We start from the raw sequence: 23,512 nt of genomic DNA on the forward strand, positions 1-23,512 counted from the left end.
CGTAGCGCATTGCCAACCGATCGTTCCAATACCCTGGTCTGTCTGCGCTCCTGCTGCCCGATTATCGAGTTGATCGTCAACCAAGGGAGGCGGGAATGTTGCACAATCGAATGATGGATCCGCCCGGGTGGGCGGTGACCGGAAGTCATCGGGAGGCGTGAACTGATGAGCCGCACGGGGCAGGCCGCGCGCGAAGCGGTACCGCCCGAAGCGGTGCTGACCCCTGCCGCGGTGGCGAGCAGGCTCGGTGTCGCGGTCGCGACACTGCGCAGCTGGGACCGCAGGCACGGGCTGGGGCCGAGCTCCCGCGAACCGGGGCGGCACCGCCGGTACACGGTCGGCGACCTGCGACGGCTGGAGCGCGTGGTGCACCTGGTGCGCCAGGGCGTGCCGGTGGCGAGCGCGGCCGCGAGCGTGAGCGCGGGTGCGGCGCCGCCGATCGCCCCACCCGGTCAGGTGCCCGACCGGGTGGCGAGCCGCCGGCGGCGGTCACTGCGCGGAGCCGCCGAGAAGCTCGACCCGGACGCGTTCCGCCGCATCGTGGTCGGCTTCCTCGACCGGCACGGCACCGTCGAAACCTGGCAGAAGCTGCTCGTCCCGTTCCTGCAGGAGCTGGGCGAGCGGTGCGCCGAGCCGGGCGGGCCCGTCGAGGTCGAGCACCTCGCCACCGACGGAATCATCGCCGCGCTGCACGCGGTCCCGCCGGGCGGCACCGGTTCGGCGTCCGTGCTGCTGGCGTGCGCGCCGGACGAACAGCACTCCCTGCCGCTGGAGGTCCTGCGGCACGCGCTCGCCGAACGCGGCCGCGGCACCATCTCGCTCGGCGCGCGCGTGCCGCCGCGGTCCCTGCTCACGACCGTGACGGTGCGCAAACCGGCGGCGACGGTCGTGTGGGCGCACACCCCCGAGCTGGCCAGTCAGGTCCCGGCGGGCGAGCTGACCGGCACGCGGCTGTTCGTGGCCGGCCCCGGCTGGGACGGCCTCGCCCTCCCCGACGGGACGCGGCACCTGCGCGATCTGGCCGAGGCGGTCGAGGCCCTGGCCTGAGCGTCAGGGGTTGACGCCGGTCAGCGCGAAGAACTCCTGGCGGGACCGGGCGTCTTCGCGCAGCGTGCCGAGCAGCGTCGAGGTGACGGTGCTCGAACCCGCGGCCTGCACGCCCCGCAGCGTCATGCAGGTGTGCTCGGCCTCGATCACCACCCCCACGCCCTTCGGGTGGACGTGTTCGGCGAGCCAGTCCGCCACCTGCTTGGTGAGCCGTTCCTGCACCTGCGGGCGCCGCGCGAAGTGCTCGACGATGCGGGCCAGTTTGGACAGTCCCAGGATGCGCTCGCCGGGCAGGTACCCGACGTGCGCGACGCCGACGAACGGCAGCAGGTGGTGCTCGCACACCGACCGCACCGGGATTCCCCGCGCCAGCACCAGTTCGTCGTACCCCTCGTCGTTGGGGAACGTGGTCAGGTCGAACGGCCGCGGCGAGAACAGCTCGGCGTAGGCGCGGGCCATCCGGCCGGGCGTCCCGCGGAGACTTTCCGACTCCAGCGACACCCCCAGTGCTTCGAGGAACTGGGCGGCGTGGAGCTCGGCGGCGGCGAGGTCCACTCCCTCGGCGGGCTCGTGGACGACTCGCAGGGCGGTTTCGGACTGCACGTGCTGCCTTTCGATCGGGTGGGTCAGTGGGCTGGGCGGGTGCGGTGGGCCGGCGGCGAGCGGTACCCCTCGGCCTGCACGTCCTCGGCGGCGACGCGGACGCCGAAGCGGTAGGCGAGCTTGCCGCCGAGGTAGCCGGACACCGCCAGGGCGGCGAGCGCGGCCGCGGACAGCACCAGCGGGCCGATGCCGACCCGCCCGTCGAGCTCGCCCTGCCGCCAGAAGAAGCCGGCGACGAACGCGCCGGTGACGGTGAGGTTGAGCCCCATGTGCGTGAGCCCGGTCCGGAAGGCCCGGGTGCCGCGCGGCACCGCCAGCAGGTCGAGCGCGCCGGTGGCCGCGGCCAGCACCGCGCCGATGACCCCGATGGCGATGAGCCAGACCGATCCCCGCGTCAGGAACCCCGGCCCGGCGACGATCCGGGACCCGATGTCGAACACCAGGCTGCTCACCCACGCCCCGATCGGCACCGTCACCAGGATCGGGTGGAACGGGTGACCGTAGGGCCCGGCGAGCACGGCGCTCGCCGGCCGTTTCGCGTCTGCCATGACGACCTCCGGCTACTCGGTTTTCGCCAATGAAGTTTGGTCTTATCGCTCCGGAACGTCAAGAGTGCGCAATTGCGCATGTGAGATTGGGTGATATCGTGATCCGATGAGCGAGGGGCCGATCCGGGCGCTGGCCGCGCTCGACGACGAGCTGCGGCGCAGCATGTACGCCTTCATCCGCCAGGCCCGGCGCCCGGTCACGCGGGACGAGGCCGCCGCGTCCGCCGGCATCTCGCGCAAGCTCGCCGCGTTCCACCTCGACAAGCTCGTGGCGGCCGGGTTGCTGCGGGCGCGCTACGAGTTCGTCGGCGAGCGCCGGGGCGCGGGCCGCACCCCCAAGGTCTACGAGCCCTCCGGCGCGGAGGTGCGGGTCAGCATCCCACCCCGCCACCACGACCTGCTCGCGGACATCCTCCTCGGCGCGGTGCTGGACGAAGGCGAACACGAGACCGCCCGCGACGCCGCGCTTCGCGTCGCCCGTGAGCGGGGCCGCGCGGTCGGGACCGCTGAGCGCGAGCGGACGCGGCCGGGCCGCCTCGGCGCCGAGCGGGCGCTGACCGTCGCCGCGGAAGTCGTGGAACGGCACGGTTTCGAACCCAGCCGCGAGTCCCCGGTCTGCGTGCGGCTGCGCAACTGCCCGTTCCACCCGCTGGCCGCGCGCGAGCCGGCCGTGGTGTGCGGCATCAACCAGTCCTTCCTCGGCGGTCTGCTGGACGGCCTCGACGCGACGAGCGTGGAGGCGGCTTTGGAACCACGGGCGGGGGAGTGCTGCGTGGAACTGCGCGCCAGGTCCTGAGCACCGAGCCGGCGCCCCGCCGGTGACGAACCACCCGGTGATTCGGCGTGGTGTCCTGTCGGTCATGGCAGTTTGGGGGCGCTGCGCCGGGGTGCTCCACGCCAGGAATCCTGTGTTCACGCAGCGCCGGATGTTGTTCATCGTCGCGGTGCACGCGTGCTTGCTGACCGCGTTCCAGCGGCTGACCCCGGCGAGCGGCCGCTTCCTGCGGCACGTGCCGCTGTGCGGGGTGGGTGGCGCTGGCATGGTGATCGTCGTCGTCACGGTCGGCCTGCGCCTAGCCCGCGGTGGCCGGCAGGCGCGCGTGACGCTCGGCTGAGTGACAACTCCGGGGTGTTGTGACAGCGTGGTGGCATGGTCGAACCTGCCGTCCGGGTCGAGCGCAGCGGCCCCGTCTGCACCGTGATCCTGTCGCGCCCGCACGCGCGCAACGCCGTCGACGGCCCGACCGCGCAGGCGCTGCTGGAGGCTTTCGAGGCGTTCGACGCCGACGACTCCGCCGCGGTCGCCGTGCTGTGGGGCGAGGGCGGCACGTTCTGCGCGGGCGCCGACCTCAAGGCGATCGGCACCGAGCGCGGCAACCGGCTGGGCGAGGACGGCCCCGGCCCGATGGGACCGACGCGGCTGCGGCTGGGCAAGCCGGTGATCGCCGCGATCGCCGGGCACGCCGTCGCGGGCGGGCTGGAACTCGCGCTGTGGTGCGATCTGCGGGTCGCGGCCGAGGACGCGGTGTTCGGGGTGTTCTGCCGGCGCTGGGGAGTGCCGCTGATCGACGGCGGCACCGTGCGGCTGCCGCGGCTGATCGGGGTGAGCCAGGCGATGGACCTGGTGCTGACCGGTCGCCCGGTGCCCGCGGAGGAGGCGCTGCGGATGGGCCTGGCGAACCGGGTCGTCCCGGCGGGCACTGAACGCGCCGCCGCGGAGGAACTGGCCGCGGCGATCGCCGGTTTCCCGCAGACGTGCCTCCGCGAGGACCGGCTGTCACTGCTGGAGCAGGACGGCATGGACGAGCAGGCCGCGATGGCGAACGAATGGCGGCACGGCCTTACCTCACTGGCCGCCGACGCGGTGCGAGGAGCACAACGCTTCGCGGCGGGCGCCGGGCGGGGTGGCTCGTTCGACTAGCGCTGCCGCCCGGAGCACCACCAGCGCGGCGTCCGCGGCGGCTCGATCGGCTAGCCGTTCTCGTTGTTCTCGTTGTTCTCGTTGTTCTCGTTGATCGCGTTGTTCGTGCCGGTCACGAGCCAGCGCGCGACCTCGTGCAGCTTCCGGTTCGTGTTCTGCGACGCGCGGACCAGCAGGTCGAACGCCTGGTCGTCGGTCACCTGGTGGCGTTCCATCAGGATGCCCTTGGCCATCGAGATGACGTCGCGCGACTCCAGCGCGCTGCGCAGCTGCGCCTGCGCCCGCGAACCGGCCAGCGCGACGGCCGCGTGCGCGGCGAACAGGCCGCACACGTGCTCGGAGGACTCGTCGAACGCGTCCCGCTGGGTGGAGAACAGGTTGAGCGCGCCGAGCAGCGTCTTGCCGGTGAACAGGCGCACCGCGAGCATCGAGTTGATCCCCAGCTCGGCGGCGGCGTAGCCGAACTTGGGCCAGCGCTCGTCGGCGGCGATGTCGGGGGTGCGGTACACGATGTCGGTGAACACCGCGTCCACGCAGGGGCCCTCGCCCAGCTTGTGCTGCAGCTCGTCGAGGCGCGCGACCCGCTCGCTGGACGGTGCGACGGACCTCAGGCTGCCCGACTCCAGCAGGGAGACGCCGGCGTCCTCGGTGCCCGGGACCGTCGCCGCGACGGCCTGCACGATGTTCGCGACCGTCTGCTCGACGTCCGGCTCCGGTTCGAGCGTGCGCACGACCGCGCTGAGCGCGTCCGCGAGCTCGAGGTCGGCCGGCTTGATGAGTTCGTCCGTCACCTGGACAGTCTTATCCATGGGGCTGGGCAGCGACAGAGGCTGCCCTCGCGTTTCAGATTCCGGGGTCCCTCGGTGGGCTGACGCGGTCCCGCCGGAAGGCCGCCGCGGTGCAGGCCGCGGACGCGAGCACGAGCAGCCCGGCCAGCACCCACGCCCATGCCGCGCCCATGGTGACGGCCAGGTAGACCTCGGCGGCGGCGGTGCCCGCGAACGCGAGCGCCACGAGCAGCCAGAACCACCGGATGGCGGATGCGCGCATGGGAACCACTCCTTGCCGGGTTGCTTCGCCTATCGCGCCCCGGCGGTGCAGGGTTACCTGCGTCGCTATTCGCAGTACTTGAGCAGCGGCAGGATCGCCCGTTCCGGCAGCTCCGCCGGTTCCGCACAGGCCGCCAGCCGCGCCAGCAGGTCGTCCTCGTCGAGACCGGTCCCGATCAGCACCAGCCGCGTCACCGGGGCCTCCGCGCCCCACGGCGACCGGTGGAACCGCAGGTAGGGGCCGACGGTCTGCAGCAGGAACCGGTCGTCGTAGCCGGGCACGGCGAACCGCACCGGCCCCTTCATCCGGTACAGCCCGGCCGGCCGCTCGGTCAGGAACGCCAGCAGGCGCCGCGGGTGGAGCGGCGTGCCGGAGGAGAACTCGACGCTGCGGTAGGCGTCGTGCAGGTGCTCGTGGACCCCGCCGTCGGAGTGCCGCAGGTCGTCGAACGACAGCTGCCGCGCCACCGGCTTCCGCTCACGCGCGTCGAACAGCAGCCCGGGGTCGATCGCGCCGAACGCGGACCGCACCACCGGGCGTCCGTTGCTCACCTTGCGCACCAGCTCGACCAGGCCGGGGTCGGCGCGCCGGTCGGTCTTGTTCAGCACCACCAGGTCGGCGAAGCGCAGGTGCTCGTCCAGCTCGGGGTGGCGCACCCGGTTGGCCTCGAACTCGACCGCGTCCACCACCTCGACGAGCCCGCCGTAGGCGACGCGCGGGTTCTCACTGGACAGCAGCATCCGCACCAGGTCGCGCGGCTCGGCCAGGCCGCTGGCCTCGATGACGATCGCGTCGATGCCCAGCTCCGGCTCGGCGAGCCGCTCCAGCATCCGGTCCAGGCCCGCGGTGTCGACCGCGCAGCACAGGCAGCCGTTGCCCATCGGCAGCATGGCGTCGACCTGCCCGGCGACGGCCAGGGCGTCCACGTTGACGCGGCCGAAGTCGTTGACGATCACGCCGATGCGGTGGTCGCGGGCGTGCGTCAGGAGGTGGTTGACCAGTGTCGTCTTGCCCGAGCCCAGGTAACCGGCGACCAGGACCACGGGAATCGCCTCGGAAGTGCTCACCGCGCGACACCCTAGCGCGCGGTGGGCCACGCCAGTGGGATCGCCGCCCCGGCCGGTCGCCCTGTGTGTGGGCGCACGGCGCTGCCGAGCGGGCGGGATGCGGCGGGAGCTCACCCGCGCCAGTGGTACTGCCTCTCCGGCCGCCCGGTGCCGCCGTAGCGCAGCCGCACCTCGGCCCGTCCGGCGGCCACGAAGTGCTCCAGGTACCGTCGCGCACTGGGTCGCGACAGGTCGGTCACCCCGGCGCACTCGCTCGCCGACAGCCCGTCCGGGTGCGCCTGCAGCGCCTGCCGCACCAGTTCGGCCGTCTGCTCGGTCAGCCCCTTCGGCAGCGCTTTCGGCGTGCGGGCCCCGAAGACCGCGTCCACGTCCTCCTGCCCGGCCGTGCTGCGCTGCGCCAGCCGGTGCAGCTTCCGCCGCAGCGTGGCGAACTCCTCCAGCTGCGCCTGCAACGCCGACGACGGGAACGGCTTGATCAGGTAGTGCAGCGCGCCGCCACGCAGGGCGCCGCGCACGGTCTCCACGTCCCGCGCGGCCGTGATGATCAGGACGTCGATGTCCTGCGTCGCCGGGTCGGCCCGCAGCTGCCGCAGCACCGACAGGCCGTCCACGTCGGGCAGGTAGATGTCCAGCAGCACCAGGTCCGGGTGCAGCTCCCGCGCCGCGCGCAGCGCCTCGGCGCCGGTGTGCGCCACCCCGGCGACGGTGAACCCGGGCGAGCGCGACACGTATCCACTGTGGACCTTCGCGACCATGAAGTCGTCGTCCACCACCAGAACCCGCATCACCGGGACACCTCCGCTCGCGTCGGCAGGACGGCGGTGAACACCGCGCCGTCGGCGTTGTGCACGGCCACCGAACCGCCGCGGCGCAGGCAGGTCTGCCGCGTCAGCGCCAGCCCGAGCCCGCGCCTGCCGCCGTGCTCGGCGGCCTTCGTGGTGAACCCGTGCGTGAACACCTCGGTCGCGATCTCCGGCGCCACTCCCGGCCCGGAGTCCCGCACCACCACCGAAACCGCGTCCGCGTCCTGCCGGATCTCGACCTCGATCCAGTCGCCGTCCCGGCCGGCCAGCGCGTCCAGGGCGTTGTCGACGAGGTTGCCGACCACGGTCACCAGGTCGGCCGACAACCGGTCGTCCACATCGTCCAGACCGGTCCCGGGCGCAAGCCGCAGTCCGACGCCCCGTTCGGCGGCCAGGCTGGCCTTCGCGATCAGCAGCGCCGCCACCGCCGAGTCCGCGATGTGCGCGGTGACCTCCTCCTGCCACTTCGTCTGCGCCTCGCTGACCAGGTCGACGTAGTGCCGCACCTCGTCGTACTCGCCCAGCTCGATCAGCCCGGCGATGGTGTGCAGGCGGTTGCTGAACTCGTGGGCCTGCGCCCGCAGCGTGTCCGTGGCCCGCGACGTGGCCTCCAGCTCCTCGCGCAGCGCGGCCAGCTCGGTGCGGTCCCGCAGCGTCACGACGGCGCCGCGCGCGATCGGCATCCGGTTGAGCGCCAGCACCCGCCCCGCCCGCAGGCCGATCTGGTCGACGCCGTGCGCGCGCCCGGTGAGCACGTCGGTGAGCCGCTCGTTGAGCCCGAGCTCCGCGACCGGCCGTCCGACGCAGTCCGCGGGCAGCGCCAGCAGGTCGCGGGCCTGGTCGTTGACGAGCGTGACCCGGTGCTGCGAGTCCAGGCCGAGCACGCCCTCCTTGATGCCGTGCAGCAGCGCTTCCCGGTGCTCGGCCAGCGCGGTGATCTCCCGCGGCTCCATGCCCAGCGTCTGCCGCTTCACCCGCCAGGTGAGCAGCAGCGACCCGGCGACTCCGACCACGGTCGCGATGCCCAGCATCGTCAGCGCCGCGCCGGGCGAGTTCGCCACGCCCTCGAAGAAACCGGGCGTCTCGGTGCCTGCCGCGACGATCCCGACGATCTGCCCGGCGTCCCCGATCACCGGCACGTGCGCGACCAGCTGCCCGGAGATCTCGCCGACCCACGCACGCCCCTGCAGCACCGTGCTCGCGCCCAGCGGCAGCTCCGTGCGCAGCTGGTTCGGGTCGGGGGAGGTGAGCACAATCCGGTCGGGCGCGGCGATGATCACCGAGTCCGCGCCGGACAGGGTCCGCGCGGACTCGGCGAAGGCGGGCAGCGCGTCCCGCCGGATCGGATCGGCGAGGCTCGCCCGCACCCCGGCGGTCGCCGCGACCTGCTCGGCGACGGCGAGCAGCTTGCGGCCCTGCGTGTCGGTGAACGTGCGGTCGGACTGCACGGCGGAGTAGCCGAACACGCACGCGAGCAGGGCGAACACGATGATCAGCTGCCAGCCCAGCAGCTGGCGGGCCAGCGATCCTTGCGCACCCACGCCCCTCACTATCGCATCCGCGGCGCCCGGTCGTGCCGTGACCACAATGACCACAACGACCGATAGGTGCCTAACGGGTGACAGCGGCGCGGCCCCGGTGCACGATGCCGGGCAACGAAGCTCCACAACGAGGTGTGCTGATGAAGAATCGCAAGGGCTGGCTCGCCGTTCTCGGCGCGGCCGTGGCTCTCCTCCTCGTCCCCCCGCTGGTGTCCGCGGGCGGCGAGGAGACCGGGCCCCAGATCAGGGGCCTGCGGATGATGGTCCCCAACTCGCCCGGCGGCGGCTACGACATCACGGCCCGCACGGCCGTGAAGGCGGTCGAGGACGCCGGGCTCAACGGCAACATCGAAGTGTTCAACCTGCCCGGTGCGGGCGGCACGGTCGGCCTGGGCCGCCTGGTGAACGAGCGCGGCAACGGCAAGCTCGCCATGTCCATGGGGCTCGGCGTGGTCGGCTCGGTCTACACCAACAAGTCGCCGTCGTCGCTGCAGGACACCACGGCCATCGCGAAGCTGACCGAAGAGGCCGACATCGTCGTGGTGAGCAAGGACTCGCCGTACCAGACGATCCAGCAGCTGGTCGAGGCGTGGCGCGCCGATCCGGGCAGCGTCCCGGTCGGCGGCGGCTCGGCGCCCGGCGGGCCGGACCACCTGGCGCCGATGCTGATGGCGCAGGCGGCCGGAATCCCGCCGACGCGGGTCAACTACATCCCGTTCGACGGCGGTGGCGAGCTGATGGCGTCCGTGCTGGGCGGCAAGGTCGGGTTCGGCGTCTCCGGCATCGGCGAGACCCGCGACCAGATCGCCTCCGGCGCGCTGCGGGCGCTGGCGGTGACCAGCCCGCAACGGGTGCCGGGCATCGACGCGCCGACGCTCCAGGAGTCCGGTGTGGACGTCTCGTTCACCAACTGGCGCGGGATCGTCGCGCCGCCGGGCCTGTCCGGCAGCGACCGGGAACGGCTCATCGGCCTGTTCACCCGGCTGCAGGACACGCCGCAGTGGCGGGAAGCGTTGCAGCGCAACGGGTGGACGCCGGCGTTCCAGCCGGGTGACGACTTCGCCGCGTTCCTCAAGACGGAGAACGACCGGGTGGCCGCGGTGCTGAAGGAGCTGGGGCTGGCATGAGCGTGGTCGAGGAGAAGACGGCCGCCGCGCCGAAGTCCTGGTGGCGCACGCACTCCGAGCTGGGTGTCTGCGTGTTCCTGTTCGCCGTCGGCGTGCTCGTGCTCGTCGACGCGCTGAGCATCCCGACCGACTTCACGCAGCGCGGGCCGGTCGGCCCGAAGGCGGTGCCGATCCTCGTCGGCTCGCTGCTGCTGCTCGTGTCGCTGCTGCTGGCGCGCGACGTGCTGCGCGGCGGCCGCGGCGAGGCGGAGGCGGGGGAGGACGTCGACCTGGACGCCCCCGCGGACTGGCGCACGGTGCTGCTGTTGTCGGGCGCGTTCCTGGCGAACGCCGCGCTGATCGACACGCTCGGGTTCCCGCTGTCCTCGGCGATCATGTTCTGGGGCGCTGCCTACGCGCTGGGCAGCAGGCACCTGGTGCGGGATCCGCTGATCGCGGCCGGCGTCTCGCTGGTCACCTGGTTCGTGTTCACGGTGCTGCTGGGCGTTCCGCTGCCCGGCGGCCCGCTGATGGGGGTGCTGTAGCTCATGGACCTGTCCAACCTGTGGGCGGGCTTCGGCACCGCGCTGACCCCGTCGCACCTGATGTTCGCCGCGATCGGTGTCCTGCTGGGCACCGCGATCGGCGTGCTGCCGGGCATCGGCCCGGCGATGGCGGTGGCGCTGCTGCTGCCGGTGACCTACGGTCTCGACCCGACGGCGGCGTTCATCATGTTCGCCGGCATCTACTACGGCGGCATGTTCGGCGGCTCGACGACGTCGATCCTGCTGAACACGCCGGGGGAGAGCGCGGCGGTGGTCACCGCGATCGAGGGCAATCCCATGGCGCGCAAGGGCCGCGGCCCGCAGGCGCTGGCCGCGGCGGCGATCGGGCACTTCACCGGCGGCATCATCGGCACGATCGCGCTGGTGCTGCTCGCGCCGCTGATCGCCGACCTGGCCGTGGACATCGGGGCGCCGGACTACTTCGCGATCATGGTGCTGTCGTTCGTCGCGGTGACCTCGGTGCTGGGCAAGTCCCGCGTCCGCGGCTACGCGTCGCTGCTGATCGGGTTGACGATCGGCCTGGTCGGGCTCGACGAGATGACCGGCCAGTCGCGGCTGACGTTCGGCGCGCTGCACCTGGCGGACGGCATCGACGTGGTGATCGTCGCGGTCGGCCTGTTCGCCGTGGGCGAGTCGCTGTGGGTTGCCGCGCACCTGCGGCACAACCAGTCCGAGGCCATTCCGGTGGGGCGGCCCTGGCTGTCCCGATCGGACCTGCGGCGGACGTGGAAGCCGTGGCTGCGCGGGCCGGTGATCGGGTTCCCCTTCGGCGCGATCCCCGCCGGTGGCGCGGAAATCCCCACGTTCCTGTCGTACGTGACCGAAAAGCGGTTGTCCCGCAGGCAGGACGAGTTCGGCAAGGGCGCGATCGAGGGCGTCGCAGGGCCGGAGTCGACGGCGAGCGCGTCGGCGGCGGGCACACTGGTGTCGATGCTGACGCTGGGCCTGCCGACCACGGCGGTCGCCGCGGTGATGCTGGCGGCGTTCCAGCAGTACGGCATCCAGCCGGGGCCGCTGCTGTTCCAGCGCGAGTCCGCGCTGGTGTGGGCGCTGATCGCGAGCCTGTTCATCGGGCTGGTGCTGTTGCTGCTGATCAACCTGCCGATGGCGCCGGTGTGGGCGAAGCTGCTGCGGATCCCGCGGCCGTACCTGTACGCCGGGATCCTGTTCTTCGCCAGCGTCGGGGCCTACGCGGTCAGCGGCTCGGTGATCGACCTGATCCTGCTGTACGTGATCGGCGTGATCGGGTTCGCCATGCGGCGCTTCGGGTTGCCGGTGCTGCCCGCGATCATCGGGGTCATCCTGGGCCCGGCCGCGGAGCAGCAGATGCGGCGGGCGCTGCAGATCAGCGACGGCGACCTGACCGGGCTGGTGAACTCGCCGCTCGCGATCGGCGTGTACGTGCTGGTCGCGGTGCTGCTGGCCTGGCCGCTGGCGCGGAAGCTGGTGCGCCGCCGGGAACCGGCGAAGGTGTGAATCCCGGGAGGGCGGCCGCGGGTGCGGCCGCCCTCCTTCTTTTCAGCTGTAGTTCGCACCTGGTGCGGCGCCGGGGATCGGCTTGGCGATGAGCGCGACCGGGACGAAGAAGCAGATCTGGGCGATCACCAGGGTGAGCGTCCACAGTTCCCGCTCGTCGTAGTGGGCGGCGGCCCTGGCGAACAGTTCGTCGGGAACGCGCTCGCCGGACGGATTCGGGGTGAGCACGGCCTCGGTCAGCTCCAGCGCCACCCGCTCCCCGTCGGTGAAGTACGGCGCGTTCCGCCACGACGCCACCGCGGTGATGCGCTCCTCGGTCTCCCCGGCTTTGCGCAGCTCCTCGGTTTGCCGGACGGTCTGGTAGGTGCTGCCGACCAGCTGACCGGCGCGCAGTTGCACCAGGTGGATGGTGGTGTCCGGGATGGCCCCGTTGTGGATGGCCTGCTGCGTGGCGCCGGCCCTCGTGCCCACTTCGGGGATGTAGCGGGCCGGGTCGGGCAGGCGGGAGCGAAGAGTGGTCATCGGCTTCCTTTCTCGATGGTTGCTGGAAGTCCGACGACTCGGCGGCCGTGGATGTGAGGTGCTACGGGCGCAGGCGGGCCACCTTGCCGTTCTCGAGCGCGACCCACACCTTGCCGTCCAGGACGGTCAGACCGTGTGGTTCCGAGCCGGGTGTCGGCAGCGGGTAGTGGTCGAACTCGCCGTCGGCGGTGACGTGCCCGACGCGGTTCGCGCCCCATTCGGTGAACCAGCAACCGCTTTCGCCGTCCGGCACGATCGCGTGCGGGCGCGCTTCGCGGTCGGGCAGCGGGAATTCGGTGACCTCGCCGTCCGGCGTGACGCGGCCGACCTGTCCGGCGCCGATCTCGACGAACCACACCGCCTGGTCGTCCGCCGTGATGCCGACCGGGGCGGCCTTCTCGGTGGGCAGGGCGAAGTGGGTCACCGCGCCCCCGGTGGTGACGCGCGTGATCGTGTCCGCCTGGTTCAGCGTCACCCACAGCGCGCCGTCCGGACCGCTGACTATTGTGGACGGATAGGAACCCTTGGCACCCAGGGGAAATTCCTCGAGGGCGCCGTCATCGAGACGGCCGACGCGGTCGGTGTTCATCTCGGTGAACCACATCGCGCCGTCCGGGCCCGCGGTGATCCCGTACGGACCGCACTCCGGCGGGAGTTCCACGGAGGTCGCCGTCCCGTCGGTGGTGATCCGGCCGATGCGGTGGTCGTGCAGGCGGCTGAACCAGAGGGCGCCGTCCGGGCCGGGGGTGATGACGGCGGGCCCGCAGCCCGGGTCGAGGTCGAAAACCGTTGTGCCGCCGGAGATCCGAGCGATCTGGCCACTGTGGACGAGGGTGACCCACGCGGCGCCGTCCGGCCCGGCGGTGATCCCGTAGGGGCCCTTGCCCGGGACGGTGAGTTCGTCGATCTTCACATGCTGCCTCCCTAACGCGACGGTTGTCGCGCTAAGATGATGGCATGAGCGACTCGGCACCCGCAAGCGGATTGCGCAGGCCCGGCGGCCGCACTGCACGAACGCGCGCGCTCGTGCTCGACGCCGTGACGTCTTTGCTGGTGGAGGCCGGGTATGACGGGCTGAGCATCGACGCGGTGGCGGAGCGCTCGGGCGTGCACCGGGCCACGGTCTACCGGCGGTGGCGGGATGTCGGCGGGCTGCTGGCGGACGTGTTCGACGCGGCCGCGGGGGACGACTGGGTCCCGGCCGACACGGGTTCGCTGGTTGGCGACCTCATCGCGCTCAACCAGGAGGTTTTCGAGTCGTTGCGGGACGAGTCGTCGGTGACGCGGGCGCTGATCGCCGCGTCGTTCCGGTCCGCGCAGGCCGCCGCGGCGCTGCGCGGGTTCTGGCGGGACCGGTACCGGCGGTGCGAGGTGGTGGTCTCGCGGGCGCAGCGGCGCGGCGAAATCGCGGGCGAGGTGGACGCGCACCGGTTGCTGGTGGCCGCGACGGCGCCGCTTTACCACCGGCTCGTCCTGATGGGTGAACCGGCGCGGGTGGAAATGGCCGAACAGGCCGCGCGGGACGCGGCCTGTTCGGTTGTGCCGGTTGTCGGCGGGCGCGGTTACCAGGCCCGTCCGACGGTGTAGGAACTGGTCCAGATGTTCTGCAGCCGGACCACGTCGCCCGATTCGGGGGCGGCCCAGATCTTGTTGTTCCCGGCGTAGATCCCCACGTGGTAGACGCTGCCACCGCTGGAGAAGAACACCAGGTCACCGGGTCGCATGTCCGACTTGGACACACTGCGCACGGCGGCCCGCTGGTCGCGGGCGGTGCGCGGCAGGTCGATCCCGACCTGCTTGTGGGCGTACTGCGTCAGGCCGGAGCAGTCGAAGCCGCTGGGTGTCTCGCCGCCCGATCGGTAGGGCGTCCCGGCCTGCGCAGCGGCCGCGTTCACGATGCGATCGCCGGTGGAGAGCTGGGTCGCGCCGGCCGGCGCGGTGAGCCCCAGCAGGGCGGCGGTCGCGATGGCACAGGTGATCGGAATGGCGATCATCCTGCGTATTCGAGTGGGCACGGTGTGAACCCCTCCTTCAGTCCTTGAAGGCATTTCGGTTCTTCTTTCCGGAACTGACCCACCGGCCGGAGTCAGAACCAGCGACCGAATTCCCAGGGCGCCGATCACGAAACGGTATACACCCGGAATGGTGAATTAGAACACCATCGGCTTGTGGGTTTCGTGGGCATGCGTGCGGCTACGTGCTGTAGCAGGGGTTTCACTGGCGGTCTTCTGCCGATGGGCGCGTGCGGACTAGCGCCCGCCGGCCGTGCGGACTCGCGCCGCCAGGCGCGCGAACCCCGCCACCAGCGTGGGAACCCGCGAGCCATGCGCCTCCGCACCGCCGGCCGCGCAAACCCGCCCTCGCTACGAAACCAATCGCCGCCGAGCGCTCAAACCCGCGCCGGCTCCGCCAGGTCGAACCGCACCTGCAAGCCCGGCCTCGCCTGTGCCGCTTTGTCGACGTCCTCCGCCACCACCACCGCGATCACCGGGTAGCCGCCGGTCACCGGGTGGTCGGCCAGGAACAGCGTCGGCTTCCCGGACGGCGGCACCTGCAGCGCCCCGGTCACCATGCCCTCGCTCACCAGCTCGCCGTGCCGCGCCCGCGGCAGCACCGGGCCCTCCAAGCGAATGCCGATCCGGTTGCTCTCCGACGTCACCGCGTACGGCTGGGCCAGCAGCGTCCGCAACGCCGACTCCGTGAACCAGTCGTCCCGCGGCCCGGGCAGGATCCGCAGCGCCAACTCGTCCGACGGGGGTGCCGTAACGGGCGTGAAACGCGGCGGCGACACCGGCGCGACAGCCGAGCCCAACGGCAGCAACACCCCGCGCCGCAACGGGTCCGGGCCCAAGCCGGACAGCAGATCAGTCGCCCGGGAGCCGAGCACCGGCTCCACCGCGATGCCGCCCCGCACGGCCACGTAACTGCGCAACCCGGTCGCCGGCCAGCCCAGCCGGAACTCCGACCCGGCCGGGACCCGCACGGCCGCGTTCATCGGCGCGCCCATCCGGTCGATCGTGATCGGGCACGGCGCGCCGGTCACCGCGATCGTCACGTCGGCGGTCGCGCGCGCCGCGAATCCGCCGAAGGTCACCTCGATCCCGGCGGCGCCTTCGTCGTTGCCCGCCAAGCGGTTCGCCAACCGCAGCGAGGCCCGGTCAGCGGCGCCGGACTCCGTCACGCCGATGTCGGCGTACCCGGGCCGGCCCAGGTCCTGCACGGTCGACAACGGCCCGCTGTCGACGACCTCGAGCACGGCGGCCATGACAACTCCGATTCGTTTCGGGTGTCGTGACCGTACAGATTGTTGAACGATCCTGCAAGAGGAATCTGTGACAGATGGACCCGAAACGTCAAAAACCGAAGGGGTCGTCCTGCCTCCGCGAGGCCGGCCGGCACCGGGGGCACGGCGCCTCGCGCGAAGTGATCAGACCGGTCACCGGATCGACGTCGGTCTCCAGGATCCAGCCACCCGAGTCCCCGCACGTCCGGCAGAGGGTGCTCGTGTCAGCCATGGTCAGCCTGCCCATCTTCCCCCTCGATGGTCGTTGCCCGATCGAGTGTGCGCCGCCGCGCTGGCGGATCGAGCGCACCGGCCTGACCGCCCGCGAAGATCGAAACCGCAGGTCAGCCACTCCGGTACGGCGGGACCACGGCGGGACTGCGGTTGTCCACGACGGACTCAGGAGACGTAGGCCTGCAGCCGGGCGGTGCGCGATTCCTCCCGCAGCTTGCCCAGCGTGCGCCGCTCGATCTGGCGGATCCGCTCCCGCGTCACGCCCAGCTCGCGGCCGACCTCCTCGAGCGTGCGCTGACGGCCGTCGTCCAGACCGCAGCGCAGCCGGATCACCTGCTGCTCCCGCGGTTTCAGCGTCGACAGCAGCTCGTCGATCTCCCGGCGCAGCACGTGGTAGGACGCCGGCACGCCGGGCCGGTCCGGGTGGCACAACAGGTCCGCGAGAACGCTGCTGCCGTCCGTGCCGACGGTCTGGTCGAGGCTGATCGGCTCCTCGTTGTAGGAGAGCAGCTCGATCACCTGGAACGGCGTCAGGCTCAGCTCCGCGGCGATGTCCTCGTGACCCGGCTCCCGGCCCAGCCGCGCGGCCAGTTCCCGGCGCGCGGCCAGCACGCGGTTGACCTGCTCGGCCAGGTGCACCGGGATGCGGATGGTGCGGGACTGGTCAGCCAGCGCGCGGCTGATCGCCTGCCGGATCCACCACGTCGCGTAGGTGGAGAACTTGAAACCGGGCGTGTAGTCGTACTTCTCCACGGCGCGGATCAGCCCGAGGTTGCCCTCCTGGATGAGGTCCAGCAGCGACATGCCGCGGCCGGTGTAGCGCTTGGCGATGCTCACCACCAGCCGCAGGTTCGCCTCCAGCAGCCGGTTCTTCGCCTCCCGGCCCTCCTCGGCGATCGTGAGCAGGTCGGCGCGCCGCTGCGGGTCGAGCACCCGCGTGGTCGCGAGCAGGTGCTGGGCGTAGAGCCCGGCCTCGATCCGTTTGGCGAGCGTGACCTCCTCCTCGATGGTCAGGAGGCCGGCGCGGCTGATGCCGGTGAGGTACGCGCGGACCGGATCGGCCGGCTCGAAGAGCGGTGGAGTCACCTGCCGTTGCCTCCGACAAGCCAGGGGGAGTCTGCTACGCCTGACAGAGTGGCCGAACGCGCTGGCACGGAACCGACAGCCGGTCGACGTGCGTCGAAGCGGAAAAGGCCAGGTCATGGGAAACCCGGTCGCGCCGGAGTGCGGTACGGTGCGGGTCGGCTACGGGACCGCCGTGCGCACCGCGGATTTTCGCTGGGTGATCACGGCCGGGTCCGGGGATATCGTTGGCTGGTGGAAGGGGCTCCGCAGGTGATCACGACTGGCCAGCAGCCGCAGGCAGCCGCGCAGTTCGACGCGCGCGGCGGCGGCTCCGCCGAGCTGCGCGCCCAGGCCAGGGGGCAGGCGTGGTTCCGGCCGGTCCGTGGCCGTGGGCGGCTCGGTGTGGTGAGCCTCGCCCGGCTGCTGGCGTTCGAGATCGTGCTCATGGTCGTCGCCGCGGTCGGCGTGCAGGAACTGTGGGCGATGATCGCCGCCGGCGTGATCGGGCTCGCGGTGATCATCGGCATGTTCGGCCGCTCGAAGGGCCGCTGGTGGACCGAAAGCCTGATGCTGTGGATGGGTTTCCGGTCGCGCCGCGGCACCTCGGGGGAGAAGCGGGACGACCCGCGGCTGACCGCGTTGTGCGAGCTGGCGCCGGACCTCGTCGTCGAGGACATCGACGGGCCGGGGGAGACCAAGCTCGGCATGGGCAGCGACGAGGCGGGCTGGTTCGCCGTGCTCGAGGTGTCCGGCGGCGCGGACGTGGCGACCCCGCCGGTGCCGCTGGCCGCGCTGGCCCGCACCGCCGCCGACGCCGAGCAGGCCGGTGTCGTGATGCAGGTCGTCACGCACTCCGTGCCGGGCCGCGAACCCGGGACGCGGGACCGCGCACTGTGGGTCGCGGTGCGGCTGGACGCGCGGGCCGTCGCCGAGTCCATGATCGATTCGCCGGGCGGGCGTCTCGACGTGCCCGCCGTGCTGGCCGAGATCACCCGCCGCGCTGAGCGCGTGCTGCGCCGGCGCGGGCTGCGGGCGCGGATGCTCACCGCGGACGAGGTCGTCGACGCGCTCGCCCGCTCCTGCGACCTGCTGCCCGGCGGCGGCCCGGCGCGGGTGCACGAGGCCTGGGAGTCGTGGCACTCCACGCGCCTGACCCACGGGTGCTTCTGGATCCAGTCCTGGCCCGACCCCGACCGCGGCACCGGGCTGCTCGCCGCGCTGGCCGAGCTGCCCGCGGACCTGGTCAGCATCGCGCTGCTGCTGGAGCCGTCGTTCGACGGGACCACGCTGCGCTGCCTGGTCCGGGTCGGCGCGACCGCGCAGCGGTACCCGCAGGTGTGCGACCTGGTCAAGAAGCTGGCCGAGCGCAACGGCGCCCGGGTGTCGCGTTTGGACGGTCAGCACGGCCCGGCCGTGTATGCTTCGGCACCGAGCGGGGGAGGTGCACGATGAACGCGGGACAGTACCCACCGTCGCGGCCGCAGCCGCCGGCGCAGGCGATGCCGCGGCCCATGCCGCCGGCACAGGCCCAGCCCGGGCCGCCGCCCGCGCAGCAGCAACAACAGCACCAGCCCATGCCGCCCGGTCAGGCCGTGCTCGGGGCGCCCGCGATGCCGCAGGCGCCCGCCGTCGTCAACGTCGCGGCGCCCGCGCCGCAGACCCAGCAGGCAGGCTCGGCCGAGGCGGCCGCCGCGACGACGGTCGAGGTCGCCCGTCCCGCGCTGGCCATCGGTGTGCCGACGCCGACGCCGCCGCAACCGCCCGGTCCCGGCCCCGCCGGTCCGGTCGTGGGCGCGCCACGCGAGCACCGCGACTGGCGCACCCGGCGGCACCGCTCGATCCCGCGGCTGCGGATCGGGGCGCACCACGCGTCTGATGCCGCGCTGGAGTTGCTGCAGGTGTCCGCGTCGTCGGTGGGGCTGCCGCTCGGGCGGGACCAGAACGGGTTCCCGGTGGCGCTGACGTTGTTCCGCCCGGAGCCGGTGTCGGTGAGCCTGATCGGCGGCGCCTGGGCGGCGCGGCTGATGGCGTACCGCGCGTTGCGGGCCGGCGCGCGGCTGCTGGTGTTCTCGCAGCACCCGGCGGACTGGGTCCAGCTCGGACAGTCGGCGACCGGCCGCACCGACCGGGTCGCCGTGGTGGCGCCGGGTTCGCCGCCCGCGGTCACCGCCAGCGCCGACGCGCCCGTGCTGTGCCTGCACGACGCGCCCCAGTCGCAGAGCGAGCCCGAGGCGTGGCAGACACGGGTGCTGCTGCACCGGCGGCTCACGCCCGAGCGGGTGGGTGCCGTGCCGGGCTCGGACCTGGTGCTCATGCAGCGGCTCACGCCCAACGAGGCGTCACTGCTCGCCCCGGCGCTCCGGCTGGCCCAGCGGACCACCCAGCAGTTGCAGATGCTGCGCGACGACATGCTGGCCGTGCTCGCGGGCGAGACCAACCACTACGTGTGGGTGGACCCGGCGCCGGCCGAGCGAGCGCGCCTGGGACGGCCCGGGCGGTACTGACTCCGGGCGGGGAAGGCCGACCCGCCTGCCGGTCTTCCCCGCCCGGTCCCTTGTGATCCGGTGCTGCCGGCCTCCCGTGCGGTCCCTCGTGGCTGGGTCCGACCTCCCCGGCCCGGTCCCTGTGGCTGGGTCCGGCCACCCCCGCCCCCTCTCCCGCCCCGATGCCTTGCGGCGGGTCCCCTCTGCCGTTTCCGGACATGGCAGCGCGGCCGCACTCCACCCCCAGGTGAGTGCGGCCGCGCAGCTCGGGAAGGACTACTTGGTCCAGATCAGCGGGGCGTCGCTGTACTCGTCGTCGTCGAATTCGGCTCCGGCGATCTGCGCGCCGTCCTGGGTGGCGGACAGGTCGCAGGCCTCGTACTTGGCGCCGGCCGTCGTGAAGTCCTCCGGGGCGCCGTCGTCGGTGCAGCTGCCCAGCTCGCCCGTGATCACCACGCCGGTCGGGCCGCCGTCGGCCATGGCGAGGCCGAAGTTCGGCGACGAGGCGAAGGCGTGGTCCGCGCCGTCGACGTTCTCCACGGTGTACCGGATGTAGTACGGCGTCAGCCCCTTGGCACGGTCGCCGTACTGGCGCTCCATCGCGGCCTTGTCACCGGCCTCGACGGCGGTGACCGTGACCGCCGCGGTGCCCTTGTCCCACGAGATGACCGCGCGGTCGCCGACCTTGAGCTTGGTGCCCGGGGCGGTCTTCTCGGCCGCACCGGCGGGCGCCGCCTGCGCCGACGAGCTCGGGGCCGCCGAGGACGACGAAGCCGCCGCGGTGGTGGTGGCCGGGCTGCTGGGCTCCTCGTCGCCACCACAGGCCGACAGCGCCAGCACGGCGGCGGCGAGAACGGGCAAGGCGGCGATACGGGTGCTCTTCATGAAGGGGTACAACTCGCTTTCCGGTGCGTCAGTCCACTGAGGACGCGGTCAACGTCTTCTGTGGATCCGACGCACCGGAAAGCGGTTCAGTTCCGTCCGTCCAAGGCGGACGGTTCGGCCGGCCGGTACCGCTTGTCCGGCTCCCCGCCCGCGACGACCGGCCCACCAGGGGTTTCCACCTCGAAGACCGACTCGTCGGTGACGGGCGCCTTCTCGTCCTTGCGGGCGACCCGCTTGGCCTGATCGGCGTGCACGACCGGCTTGGCGTGCCGGTCCGGAACCGCGACCACGGGCGCCGGGCCCTGCAGGCCGAGCGGGATCTCCCCGAAGGAGGTGACGACCCGCTCCTCGGCGGACAGCCGCCCGTCGAACACCGGGCTCGTGCCTGCCGGGAGGTTCGCCGCGAACTCGGCTCCCGGCATTCCGGGCAGGACACGGCGCCTGGCGCGCTCACGCTGCTTCTCGGTGAACGTCTTCTCCGGCGGCTTGCGGTGCGGATTGGACAGCACTGGCGGGGCGCCGAGGCCGAGCCCACCAGGCGGGGTTGCCGGCGCCTCGGCACTGCTGCCACCACGCCGGGCTTGCTTGGCGTTGTTGTTCAGCACCGGGGGCGTGGTGGTCGGCGGCGGCGTGAAGGCAGGCGCCTGCTCGGTGTAGCCGCCATCGGCGAACGCCGATGCGGGTGCGGCCTTGTCCACCTCGCGTGTGTTCGGCATGGACGTGCCCGGCGGCAATGGTGGCGGCGGGGTGGCGGCGGCCGCCTCTTGGGCGATGGCCTTCGCCTCCATGTCCAGGTGGTCCGTGAACGACTGCGAGCCGTACGACGGGATCCCTGGCTGGTTCTCGCCAGGGGCCTTCTCCTGCGGGGTCTGCGGCGCCTGCCCGCCGGGCGGCGGCGTGATCGTCCCCGGCGGATAGAGGCTGCTCTGGTTGAACGACGGCGGAAGACCGCCAGGTGGCGCGCCCAGAGCCTTGTTCAGCGACGTGTCGCCCAGCGTCGGCGGTGTCGTGGCCGGCGTCCGTGAGCCGTCGAACAGCCCAGGCGCCAACGTGTTCGCCGAGAACGCGTTCGGCGCGACCTTGCCCCCGCCGCCGTTGAACGCGAACGGCGTCACCATGGGCGGCACCCCGCCAAAGGCGGCCGGCGGCACGCTCGTCGCGTCCGGCGGAGTGGCGCCGGGTGGCATGGCCGGTGGTGCGCCGGGCGGAGTCCCGGGCGGGGTGACTTCGGGCGCGCCCGGCGGCGTGGCCCCCGGCGGCGTGGCGGTGGTCGTGGGCGGGTTGACCGCGGGATCACCGGGTGGGGTGCCGGGCGGCTGGGTGGTCAGGGCGTTGGGGGTGTTCGGGTTGGGCGCGCCCGGTGGCGTCGCGCCGGGTGGCGTCGCGCCGGGCGTTCCCGGTGGCGTCCCGCCGGGAGCACCCGGGGGAGCCACCGGCGGCATCTTCGGGATGTCCTGGCCCAGCGCGGTGGGGTGGGCGATCGCGTCGAGCGGCGGGCTGAGCGCCTTCGCCCGCCCGGCCTGCAGCTTCGCGAGGTATGGCGCGTACTCCCCGATGTACCGGTTCGCGAGGGCCCGCGCCTCCTTGTCGTACTTCTCCTTCTCCTCGTCGACCTTGCGCTGGGGCATGGCCTTCGCCACGCCGACCGGGGTGCCGACCGGCGGCAGGTCGGCCAGGTACTGCAGCCCGCCCACGACGTAGGAGTACTCGAGGTACAGCTTCCTCATCTCGGCCTGGGCCTCGTACATGACGTTCGACAGGCCGTACAACGCGACCGAGTTCTTGATCGCCGCGTCCTGCCACACCCGCAAGTACGCCAGCGTCTCGCCGACCTTGCTCAGGAACACGTCCTTCGCGCCTGGCGACTCCCAGTTCTCCGCGAGGGCCTGGGTCTGCTCGCGCAGGGTGTCGGCGGTGTTCTGCAGCAGCTGTGCGATGTTGGTCCACTGCTGGGAGCGCTCGGCGGTGGTGCCGGGCTGCTCACCCATGATCCACTTGTTGATGACCTCGATGTCGGCCCCGTCGACCTGAGCGCTCGCATCCCCGCCGCCGTCGTCGCCCTGGGCGCCGGTCTGGCCGTTCTGGCTGTTCTCGATGTCGGAGTAGTAGAAGTTGCTGCCGAGGAGCGGGCCCTGCGGTGGCTGGTAGCCGGGGGCGTACGGGACGGGCATGTAGCCCGGCTCGAGCGAGTTCGTGTTGAACCCGAAGTACGGGTCGTTTTCGTCCGCCATCCCGCGTCACATCCCCCCGGTGGCCCGCCGCGTGGCCTCCATCCGCTTCTGTGCCAGCTCCGTCCAGTCCTGGCCGGTGACCGGATCGCCCTGCACCCCGATGTGCCGCGTCTCCGACTTGTTCCCCTTGTCGTCGACCGAGTAGTAGTCCCGCGTGTGCGTCCCGTCCTGGAACGTCGTGGTGACCGCGTGGTCGTACGTGGTGCTCACGACGTCGCCGTCCGCGTCGTACTCGGTGTTCGTCGTGACCTCGTCGGTCATCCCCCGCGCCCGTTGCACCGTCTGCGTGCTGGTCACGGTCTTGCCGACCGGCTTGCCGTCCCGGTAGTTGACGGTGGTCGTCTGCCCGCTCGGCGTGGTCGTCGAGGTGTAGACGGTGTTGTTGTCCTTGTCTGTCACGGTCTCGGTGATGCCGTCGGCCGTCCTCGTGATGCTGCGGGTGCCGCCGTCGCCGGTCCGGTAGAGCTCGACGTGCACGCCGGGCATGTTGTACGAGCCGATCAGCTCGTCCTCGCCCGGTTCGGCGGTCTTCTTGTCCTGCTCGGCGGCGAGGCTCTGGAGGGTGTTCTTCGGATCCAGGTAGGCCGGAGCGTTGTCCGGCCTCTTGGCGCCCGGCATGCCCAGCGCCCACTGGATCGCGTTGAGCATCTCGGCGTTGTCGCCGTCCATGCCCTCGAACACGTCGCCCATGATGCAGGCGACCGAGGAGATCGCCATGCAGTTCTGGCCGATGTTCGGCAGGAACTGCGCCACCTCACCGGCGTTGCGCGCGGCCAGCTGCGCCATCTGGGTGCCAGGGGGGAAGCCACCGGTGCTCATCGACGTGTCCTTGCCGACGCCCTGCAGCGAGGTCGAGGCGGGCAGCATGTCGCTCTGGAGGTTGCTCTGCAGCGTCGCGATGTTCTTGCCGTACCCGCGGAACGAGTTCGGCTCCATCTTCAGCGGCTTGCCCTCGGTGACCCACTTCGCGAGAGGGGTGCCCTCGCCCTCGTCGGGAATAGCCATCGTGTCCCTCCCTGACCTCGTGCTGCCTGACGAGCCTGGCAGCGGGTGCCGACCGGGGGTAGGGGTCGGACGGCAC

Annotated in this window: 25 protein-coding genes; 10 read left to right on the forward strand and 15 right to left on the reverse strand. The window is 72.3% G+C overall.

The window, feature by feature from the left end; genetic code table 11:
- Nucleotides 1–165: 165 nt before the first annotated feature.
- Nucleotides 166–1,047 (forward strand): MerR family transcriptional regulator, encoded by an 882-nt coding sequence (locus tag ABZ215_RS00950; RefSeq protein ID WP_354946858.1) that lies wholly within the window; start codon nt 166–168, stop codon nt 1,045–1,047.
- Between the two features lie 3 nt (nt 1,048–1,050).
- Here the strand turns inward: ABZ215_RS00950 and folE are convergent, their stop codons facing one another.
- Both folE and ABZ215_RS00960 read right to left on the reverse strand, forming a co-directional pair.
- A complete protein-coding gene (gene folE / locus ABZ215_RS00955) occupies nt 1,051–1,650 on the reverse strand; it encodes a GTP cyclohydrolase I FolE (protein WP_020416753.1) in 600 nt (199 codons plus the stop codon).
- A gap of 23 nt (nt 1,651–1,673) precedes the next feature.
- On the reverse strand, nt 1,674–2,198 hold the full coding sequence (locus ABZ215_RS00960; protein WP_354713201.1) for a DUF2231 domain-containing protein: 525 nt from the start codon (nt 2,196–2,198) through the stop codon (nt 1,674–1,676).
- Nucleotides 2,199–2,304: 106 nt separating this feature from the next.
- On the opposite strand from ABZ215_RS00960, the gene ABZ215_RS00965 reads away from it, so the two are divergent.
- The 3 genes from ABZ215_RS00965 to ABZ215_RS00975 all read left to right on the forward strand — a co-directional run bounded on the left by ABZ215_RS00965 (nt 2,305) and on the right by ABZ215_RS00975 (nt 4,119).
- On the forward strand, nt 2,305–2,994 hold the full coding sequence (locus ABZ215_RS00965) for a transcriptional regulator (RefSeq protein WP_354946860.1): 690 nt from the start codon (nt 2,305–2,307) through the stop codon (nt 2,992–2,994).
- Nucleotides 2,995–3,124: 130 nt separating this feature from the next.
- On the forward strand, nt 3,125–3,313 hold the full coding sequence (locus ABZ215_RS00970; RefSeq protein ID WP_354946862.1) for a hypothetical protein: 189 nt from the start codon (nt 3,125–3,127) through the stop codon (nt 3,311–3,313).
- A gap of 35 nt (nt 3,314–3,348) precedes the next feature.
- Nucleotides 3,349–4,119 (forward strand): crotonase/enoyl-CoA hydratase family protein, encoded by a 771-nt coding sequence (locus ABZ215_RS00975; RefSeq protein WP_020416757.1) that lies wholly within the window; start codon nt 3,349–3,351, stop codon nt 4,117–4,119.
- Between the two features lie 50 nt (nt 4,120–4,169).
- On the opposite strand, the gene ABZ215_RS00980 is transcribed toward ABZ215_RS00975, so the two are convergent.
- The 5 genes from ABZ215_RS00980 to ABZ215_RS01000 all read right to left on the reverse strand — a co-directional run bounded on the left by ABZ215_RS00980 (nt 4,170) and on the right by ABZ215_RS01000 (nt 8,580).
- Complete coding sequence (locus ABZ215_RS00980) at nt 4,170–4,910, reverse strand: GAF and ANTAR domain-containing protein (protein WP_354946864.1); 741 nt, start codon at nt 4,908–4,910, stop codon at nt 4,170–4,172.
- Nucleotides 4,911–4,962: 52 nt separating this feature from the next.
- On the reverse strand, nt 4,963–5,169 hold the full coding sequence (locus tag ABZ215_RS00985; RefSeq protein ID WP_354946865.1) for a hypothetical protein: 207 nt from the start codon (nt 5,167–5,169) through the stop codon (nt 4,963–4,965).
- 65 nt (nt 5,170–5,234) lie between these two features.
- A complete protein-coding gene (locus ABZ215_RS00990) occupies nt 5,235–6,212 on the reverse strand; it encodes a GTP-binding protein (RefSeq protein WP_354946905.1) in 978 nt (325 codons plus the stop codon).
- A gap of 134 nt (nt 6,213–6,346) precedes the next feature.
- The gene (locus tag ABZ215_RS00995; protein ID WP_354946867.1) at nt 6,347–7,024 is read right to left on the reverse strand and encodes a response regulator; all 678 of its coding nucleotides are present in this window, start codon (nt 7,022–7,024) and stop codon (nt 6,347–6,349) included.
- Nucleotides 7,021–8,580 carry a sensor histidine kinase gene (locus ABZ215_RS01000; RefSeq protein WP_354946869.1) on the reverse strand — a complete coding sequence of 520 codons (1,560 nt, stop codon included), beginning with the start codon at nt 8,578–8,580 and terminating at the stop codon, nt 7,021–7,023. The genes ABZ215_RS00995 and ABZ215_RS01000 overlap by 4 nt, the downstream gene beginning before the upstream one ends.
- A 140-nt stretch (nt 8,581–8,720) precedes the next feature.
- Between ABZ215_RS01000 and ABZ215_RS01005 the strand changes: the two genes are divergently transcribed.
- Genes ABZ215_RS01005 through ABZ215_RS01015 form a run of 3 tightly spaced genes read left to right on the forward strand, consistent with a single transcriptional unit; the run spans nt 8,721 to nt 11,728 of the window.
- Nucleotides 8,721–9,707, forward strand: a complete 987-nt coding sequence (locus ABZ215_RS01005) for a tripartite tricarboxylate transporter substrate binding protein (RefSeq protein WP_354946871.1) — start codon at nt 8,721–8,723, stop codon at nt 9,705–9,707.
- Nucleotides 9,704–10,231 (forward strand): tripartite tricarboxylate transporter TctB family protein, encoded by a 528-nt coding sequence (locus tag ABZ215_RS01010; RefSeq protein WP_354946872.1) that lies wholly within the window; start codon nt 9,704–9,706, stop codon nt 10,229–10,231. The genes ABZ215_RS01005 and ABZ215_RS01010 overlap by 4 nt, the downstream gene beginning before the upstream one ends.
- Nucleotides 10,232–10,234: 3 nt before the next feature.
- Nucleotides 10,235–11,728 carry a tripartite tricarboxylate transporter permease gene (locus ABZ215_RS01015; protein WP_354946874.1) on the forward strand — a complete coding sequence of 498 codons (1,494 nt, stop codon included), beginning with the start codon at nt 10,235–10,237 and terminating at the stop codon, nt 11,726–11,728.
- A gap of 42 nt (nt 11,729–11,770) precedes the next feature.
- Here ABZ215_RS01015 and ABZ215_RS01020 read toward each other — a convergent pair whose 3' ends face one another.
- Nucleotides 11,771–12,250, reverse strand: coding sequence for a carboxymuconolactone decarboxylase family protein (locus ABZ215_RS01020; protein ID WP_354946876.1), 480 nt, complete (start codon nt 12,248–12,250; stop codon nt 11,771–11,773).
- A 61-nt stretch (nt 12,251–12,311) separates the two neighbouring features.
- Nucleotides 12,312–13,163 (reverse strand): virginiamycin B lyase, encoded by an 852-nt coding sequence (locus ABZ215_RS01025; RefSeq protein WP_354946878.1) that lies wholly within the window; start codon nt 13,161–13,163, stop codon nt 12,312–12,314.
- A 44-nt stretch (nt 13,164–13,207) separates the two neighbouring features.
- On the opposite strand from ABZ215_RS01025, the gene ABZ215_RS01030 reads away from it, so the two are divergent.
- Nucleotides 13,208–13,837 carry a TetR/AcrR family transcriptional regulator gene (locus ABZ215_RS01030; protein WP_354946880.1) on the forward strand — a complete coding sequence of 210 codons (630 nt, stop codon included), beginning with the start codon at nt 13,208–13,210 and terminating at the stop codon, nt 13,835–13,837.
- Here ABZ215_RS01030 and ABZ215_RS01035 read toward each other — a convergent pair.
- The 3 genes from ABZ215_RS01035 to ABZ215_RS01045 form a co-directional block, all read right to left on the reverse strand.
- Nucleotides 13,813–14,244, reverse strand: a complete 432-nt coding sequence (locus ABZ215_RS01035) for a C40 family peptidase (protein ID WP_237336820.1) — start codon at nt 14,242–14,244, stop codon at nt 13,813–13,815. The genes ABZ215_RS01030 and ABZ215_RS01035 overlap by 25 nt on opposite strands.
- A 395-nt stretch (nt 14,245–14,639) precedes the next feature.
- Nucleotides 14,640–15,515 carry a biotin-dependent carboxyltransferase family protein gene (locus ABZ215_RS01040; protein ID WP_020416769.1) on the reverse strand — a complete coding sequence of 292 codons (876 nt, stop codon included), beginning with the start codon at nt 15,513–15,515 and terminating at the stop codon, nt 14,640–14,642.
- Nucleotides 15,516–15,932: 417 nt separating this feature from the next.
- Nucleotides 15,933–16,853, reverse strand: coding sequence for a sigma-70 family RNA polymerase sigma factor (locus ABZ215_RS01045; RefSeq protein ID WP_020416771.1), 921 nt, complete (start codon nt 16,851–16,853; stop codon nt 15,933–15,935).
- 231 nt (nt 16,854–17,084) lie between these two features.
- On the opposite strand from ABZ215_RS01045, the gene ABZ215_RS01050 reads away from it, so the two are divergent.
- Together ABZ215_RS01050 and ABZ215_RS01055 are read left to right on the forward strand one after the other, a co-directional pair.
- Nucleotides 17,085–18,284: a type VII secretion protein EccE gene (locus ABZ215_RS01050; RefSeq protein WP_235716065.1), complete on the forward strand. Its 1,200-nt coding sequence runs from the start codon at nt 17,085–17,087 to the stop codon at nt 18,282–18,284.
- Nucleotides 18,281–19,336 carry a hypothetical protein gene (locus ABZ215_RS01055; protein ID WP_354709573.1) on the forward strand — a complete coding sequence of 352 codons (1,056 nt, stop codon included), beginning with the start codon at nt 18,281–18,283 and terminating at the stop codon, nt 19,334–19,336. The genes ABZ215_RS01050 and ABZ215_RS01055 overlap by 4 nt, the downstream gene beginning before the upstream one ends.
- Nucleotides 19,337–19,591: 255 nt before the next feature.
- Here ABZ215_RS01055 and ABZ215_RS01060 read toward each other — a convergent pair whose 3' ends face one another.
- From ABZ215_RS01060 to ABZ215_RS01070, 3 genes are all read right to left on the reverse strand, one after another.
- Nucleotides 19,592–20,200: a hypothetical protein gene (locus tag ABZ215_RS01060; protein WP_237336817.1), complete on the reverse strand. Its 609-nt coding sequence runs from the start codon at nt 20,198–20,200 to the stop codon at nt 19,592–19,594.
- Between the two features lie 86 nt (nt 20,201–20,286).
- Nucleotides 20,287–22,431: a hypothetical protein gene (locus tag ABZ215_RS01065; protein ID WP_354946883.1), complete on the reverse strand. Its 2,145-nt coding sequence runs from the start codon at nt 22,429–22,431 to the stop codon at nt 20,287–20,289.
- Between the two features lie 6 nt (nt 22,432–22,437).
- Nucleotides 22,438–23,436, reverse strand: a complete 999-nt coding sequence (locus ABZ215_RS01070; RefSeq protein WP_020416776.1) for a hypothetical protein — start codon at nt 23,434–23,436, stop codon at nt 22,438–22,440.
- Nucleotides 23,437–23,512: the final 76 nt, after the last annotated feature.

It is taken from the genome of Amycolatopsis sp. NPDC006131 (genome assembly GCF_040614175.1).
GTDB lineage: Bacteria > Actinomycetota > Actinomycetes > Mycobacteriales > Pseudonocardiaceae > Amycolatopsis_E > Amycolatopsis_E tucumanensis.

Coding starts and splice junctions, on each gene's coding strand:
- ABZ215_RS01055 (WP_354709573.1), top strand. CDS start 18,281: ATGAACGCGGGACAGTACCCACCGTCGCGGCCGCAGCCGCCGGCGCAG.
- ABZ215_RS00950 (WP_354946858.1), top strand. CDS start 166: ATGAGCCGCACGGGGCAGGCCGCGCGCGAAGCGGTACCGCCCGAAGCG.
- ABZ215_RS01070 (WP_020416776.1), bottom strand. CDS start 23,436: ATGGCTATTCCCGACGAGGGCGAGGGCACCCCTCTCGCGAAGTGGGTC.
- ABZ215_RS01020 (WP_354946876.1), bottom strand. CDS start 12,250: ATGACCACTCTTCGCTCCCGCCTGCCCGACCCGGCCCGCTACATCCCC.
- ABZ215_RS00970 (WP_354946862.1), top strand. CDS start 3,125: ATGTTGTTCATCGTCGCGGTGCACGCGTGCTTGCTGACCGCGTTCCAG.
- ABZ215_RS01035 (WP_237336820.1), bottom strand. CDS start 14,244: ATGATCGCCATTCCGATCACCTGTGCCATCGCGACCGCCGCCCTGCTG.
- ABZ215_RS00965 (WP_354946860.1), top strand. CDS start 2,305: ATGAGCGAGGGGCCGATCCGGGCGCTGGCCGCGCTCGACGACGAGCTG.
- ABZ215_RS01065 (WP_354946883.1), bottom strand. CDS start 22,431: ATGGCGGACGAAAACGACCCGTACTTCGGGTTCAACACGAACTCGCTC.
- ABZ215_RS01005 (WP_354946871.1), top strand. CDS start 8,721: ATGAAGAATCGCAAGGGCTGGCTCGCCGTTCTCGGCGCGGCCGTGGCT.
- ABZ215_RS00975 (WP_020416757.1), top strand. CDS start 3,349: ATGGTCGAACCTGCCGTCCGGGTCGAGCGCAGCGGCCCCGTCTGCACC.
- ABZ215_RS00960 (WP_354713201.1), bottom strand. CDS start 2,198: ATGGCAGACGCGAAACGGCCGGCGAGCGCCGTGCTCGCCGGGCCCTAC.
- ABZ215_RS01030 (WP_354946880.1), top strand. CDS start 13,208: ATGAGCGACTCGGCACCCGCAAGCGGATTGCGCAGGCCCGGCGGCCGC.
- ABZ215_RS00985 (WP_354946865.1), bottom strand. CDS start 5,169: ATGCGCGCATCCGCCATCCGGTGGTTCTGGCTGCTCGTGGCGCTCGCG.
- ABZ215_RS01060 (WP_237336817.1), bottom strand. CDS start 20,200: ATGAAGAGCACCCGTATCGCCGCCTTGCCCGTTCTCGCCGCCGCCGTG.
- ABZ215_RS01015 (WP_354946874.1), top strand. CDS start 10,235: ATGGACCTGTCCAACCTGTGGGCGGGCTTCGGCACCGCGCTGACCCCG.
- ABZ215_RS01040 (WP_020416769.1), bottom strand. CDS start 15,515: ATGGCCGCCGTGCTCGAGGTCGTCGACAGCGGGCCGTTGTCGACCGTG.
- ABZ215_RS01010 (WP_354946872.1), top strand. CDS start 9,704: ATGAGCGTGGTCGAGGAGAAGACGGCCGCCGCGCCGAAGTCCTGGTGG.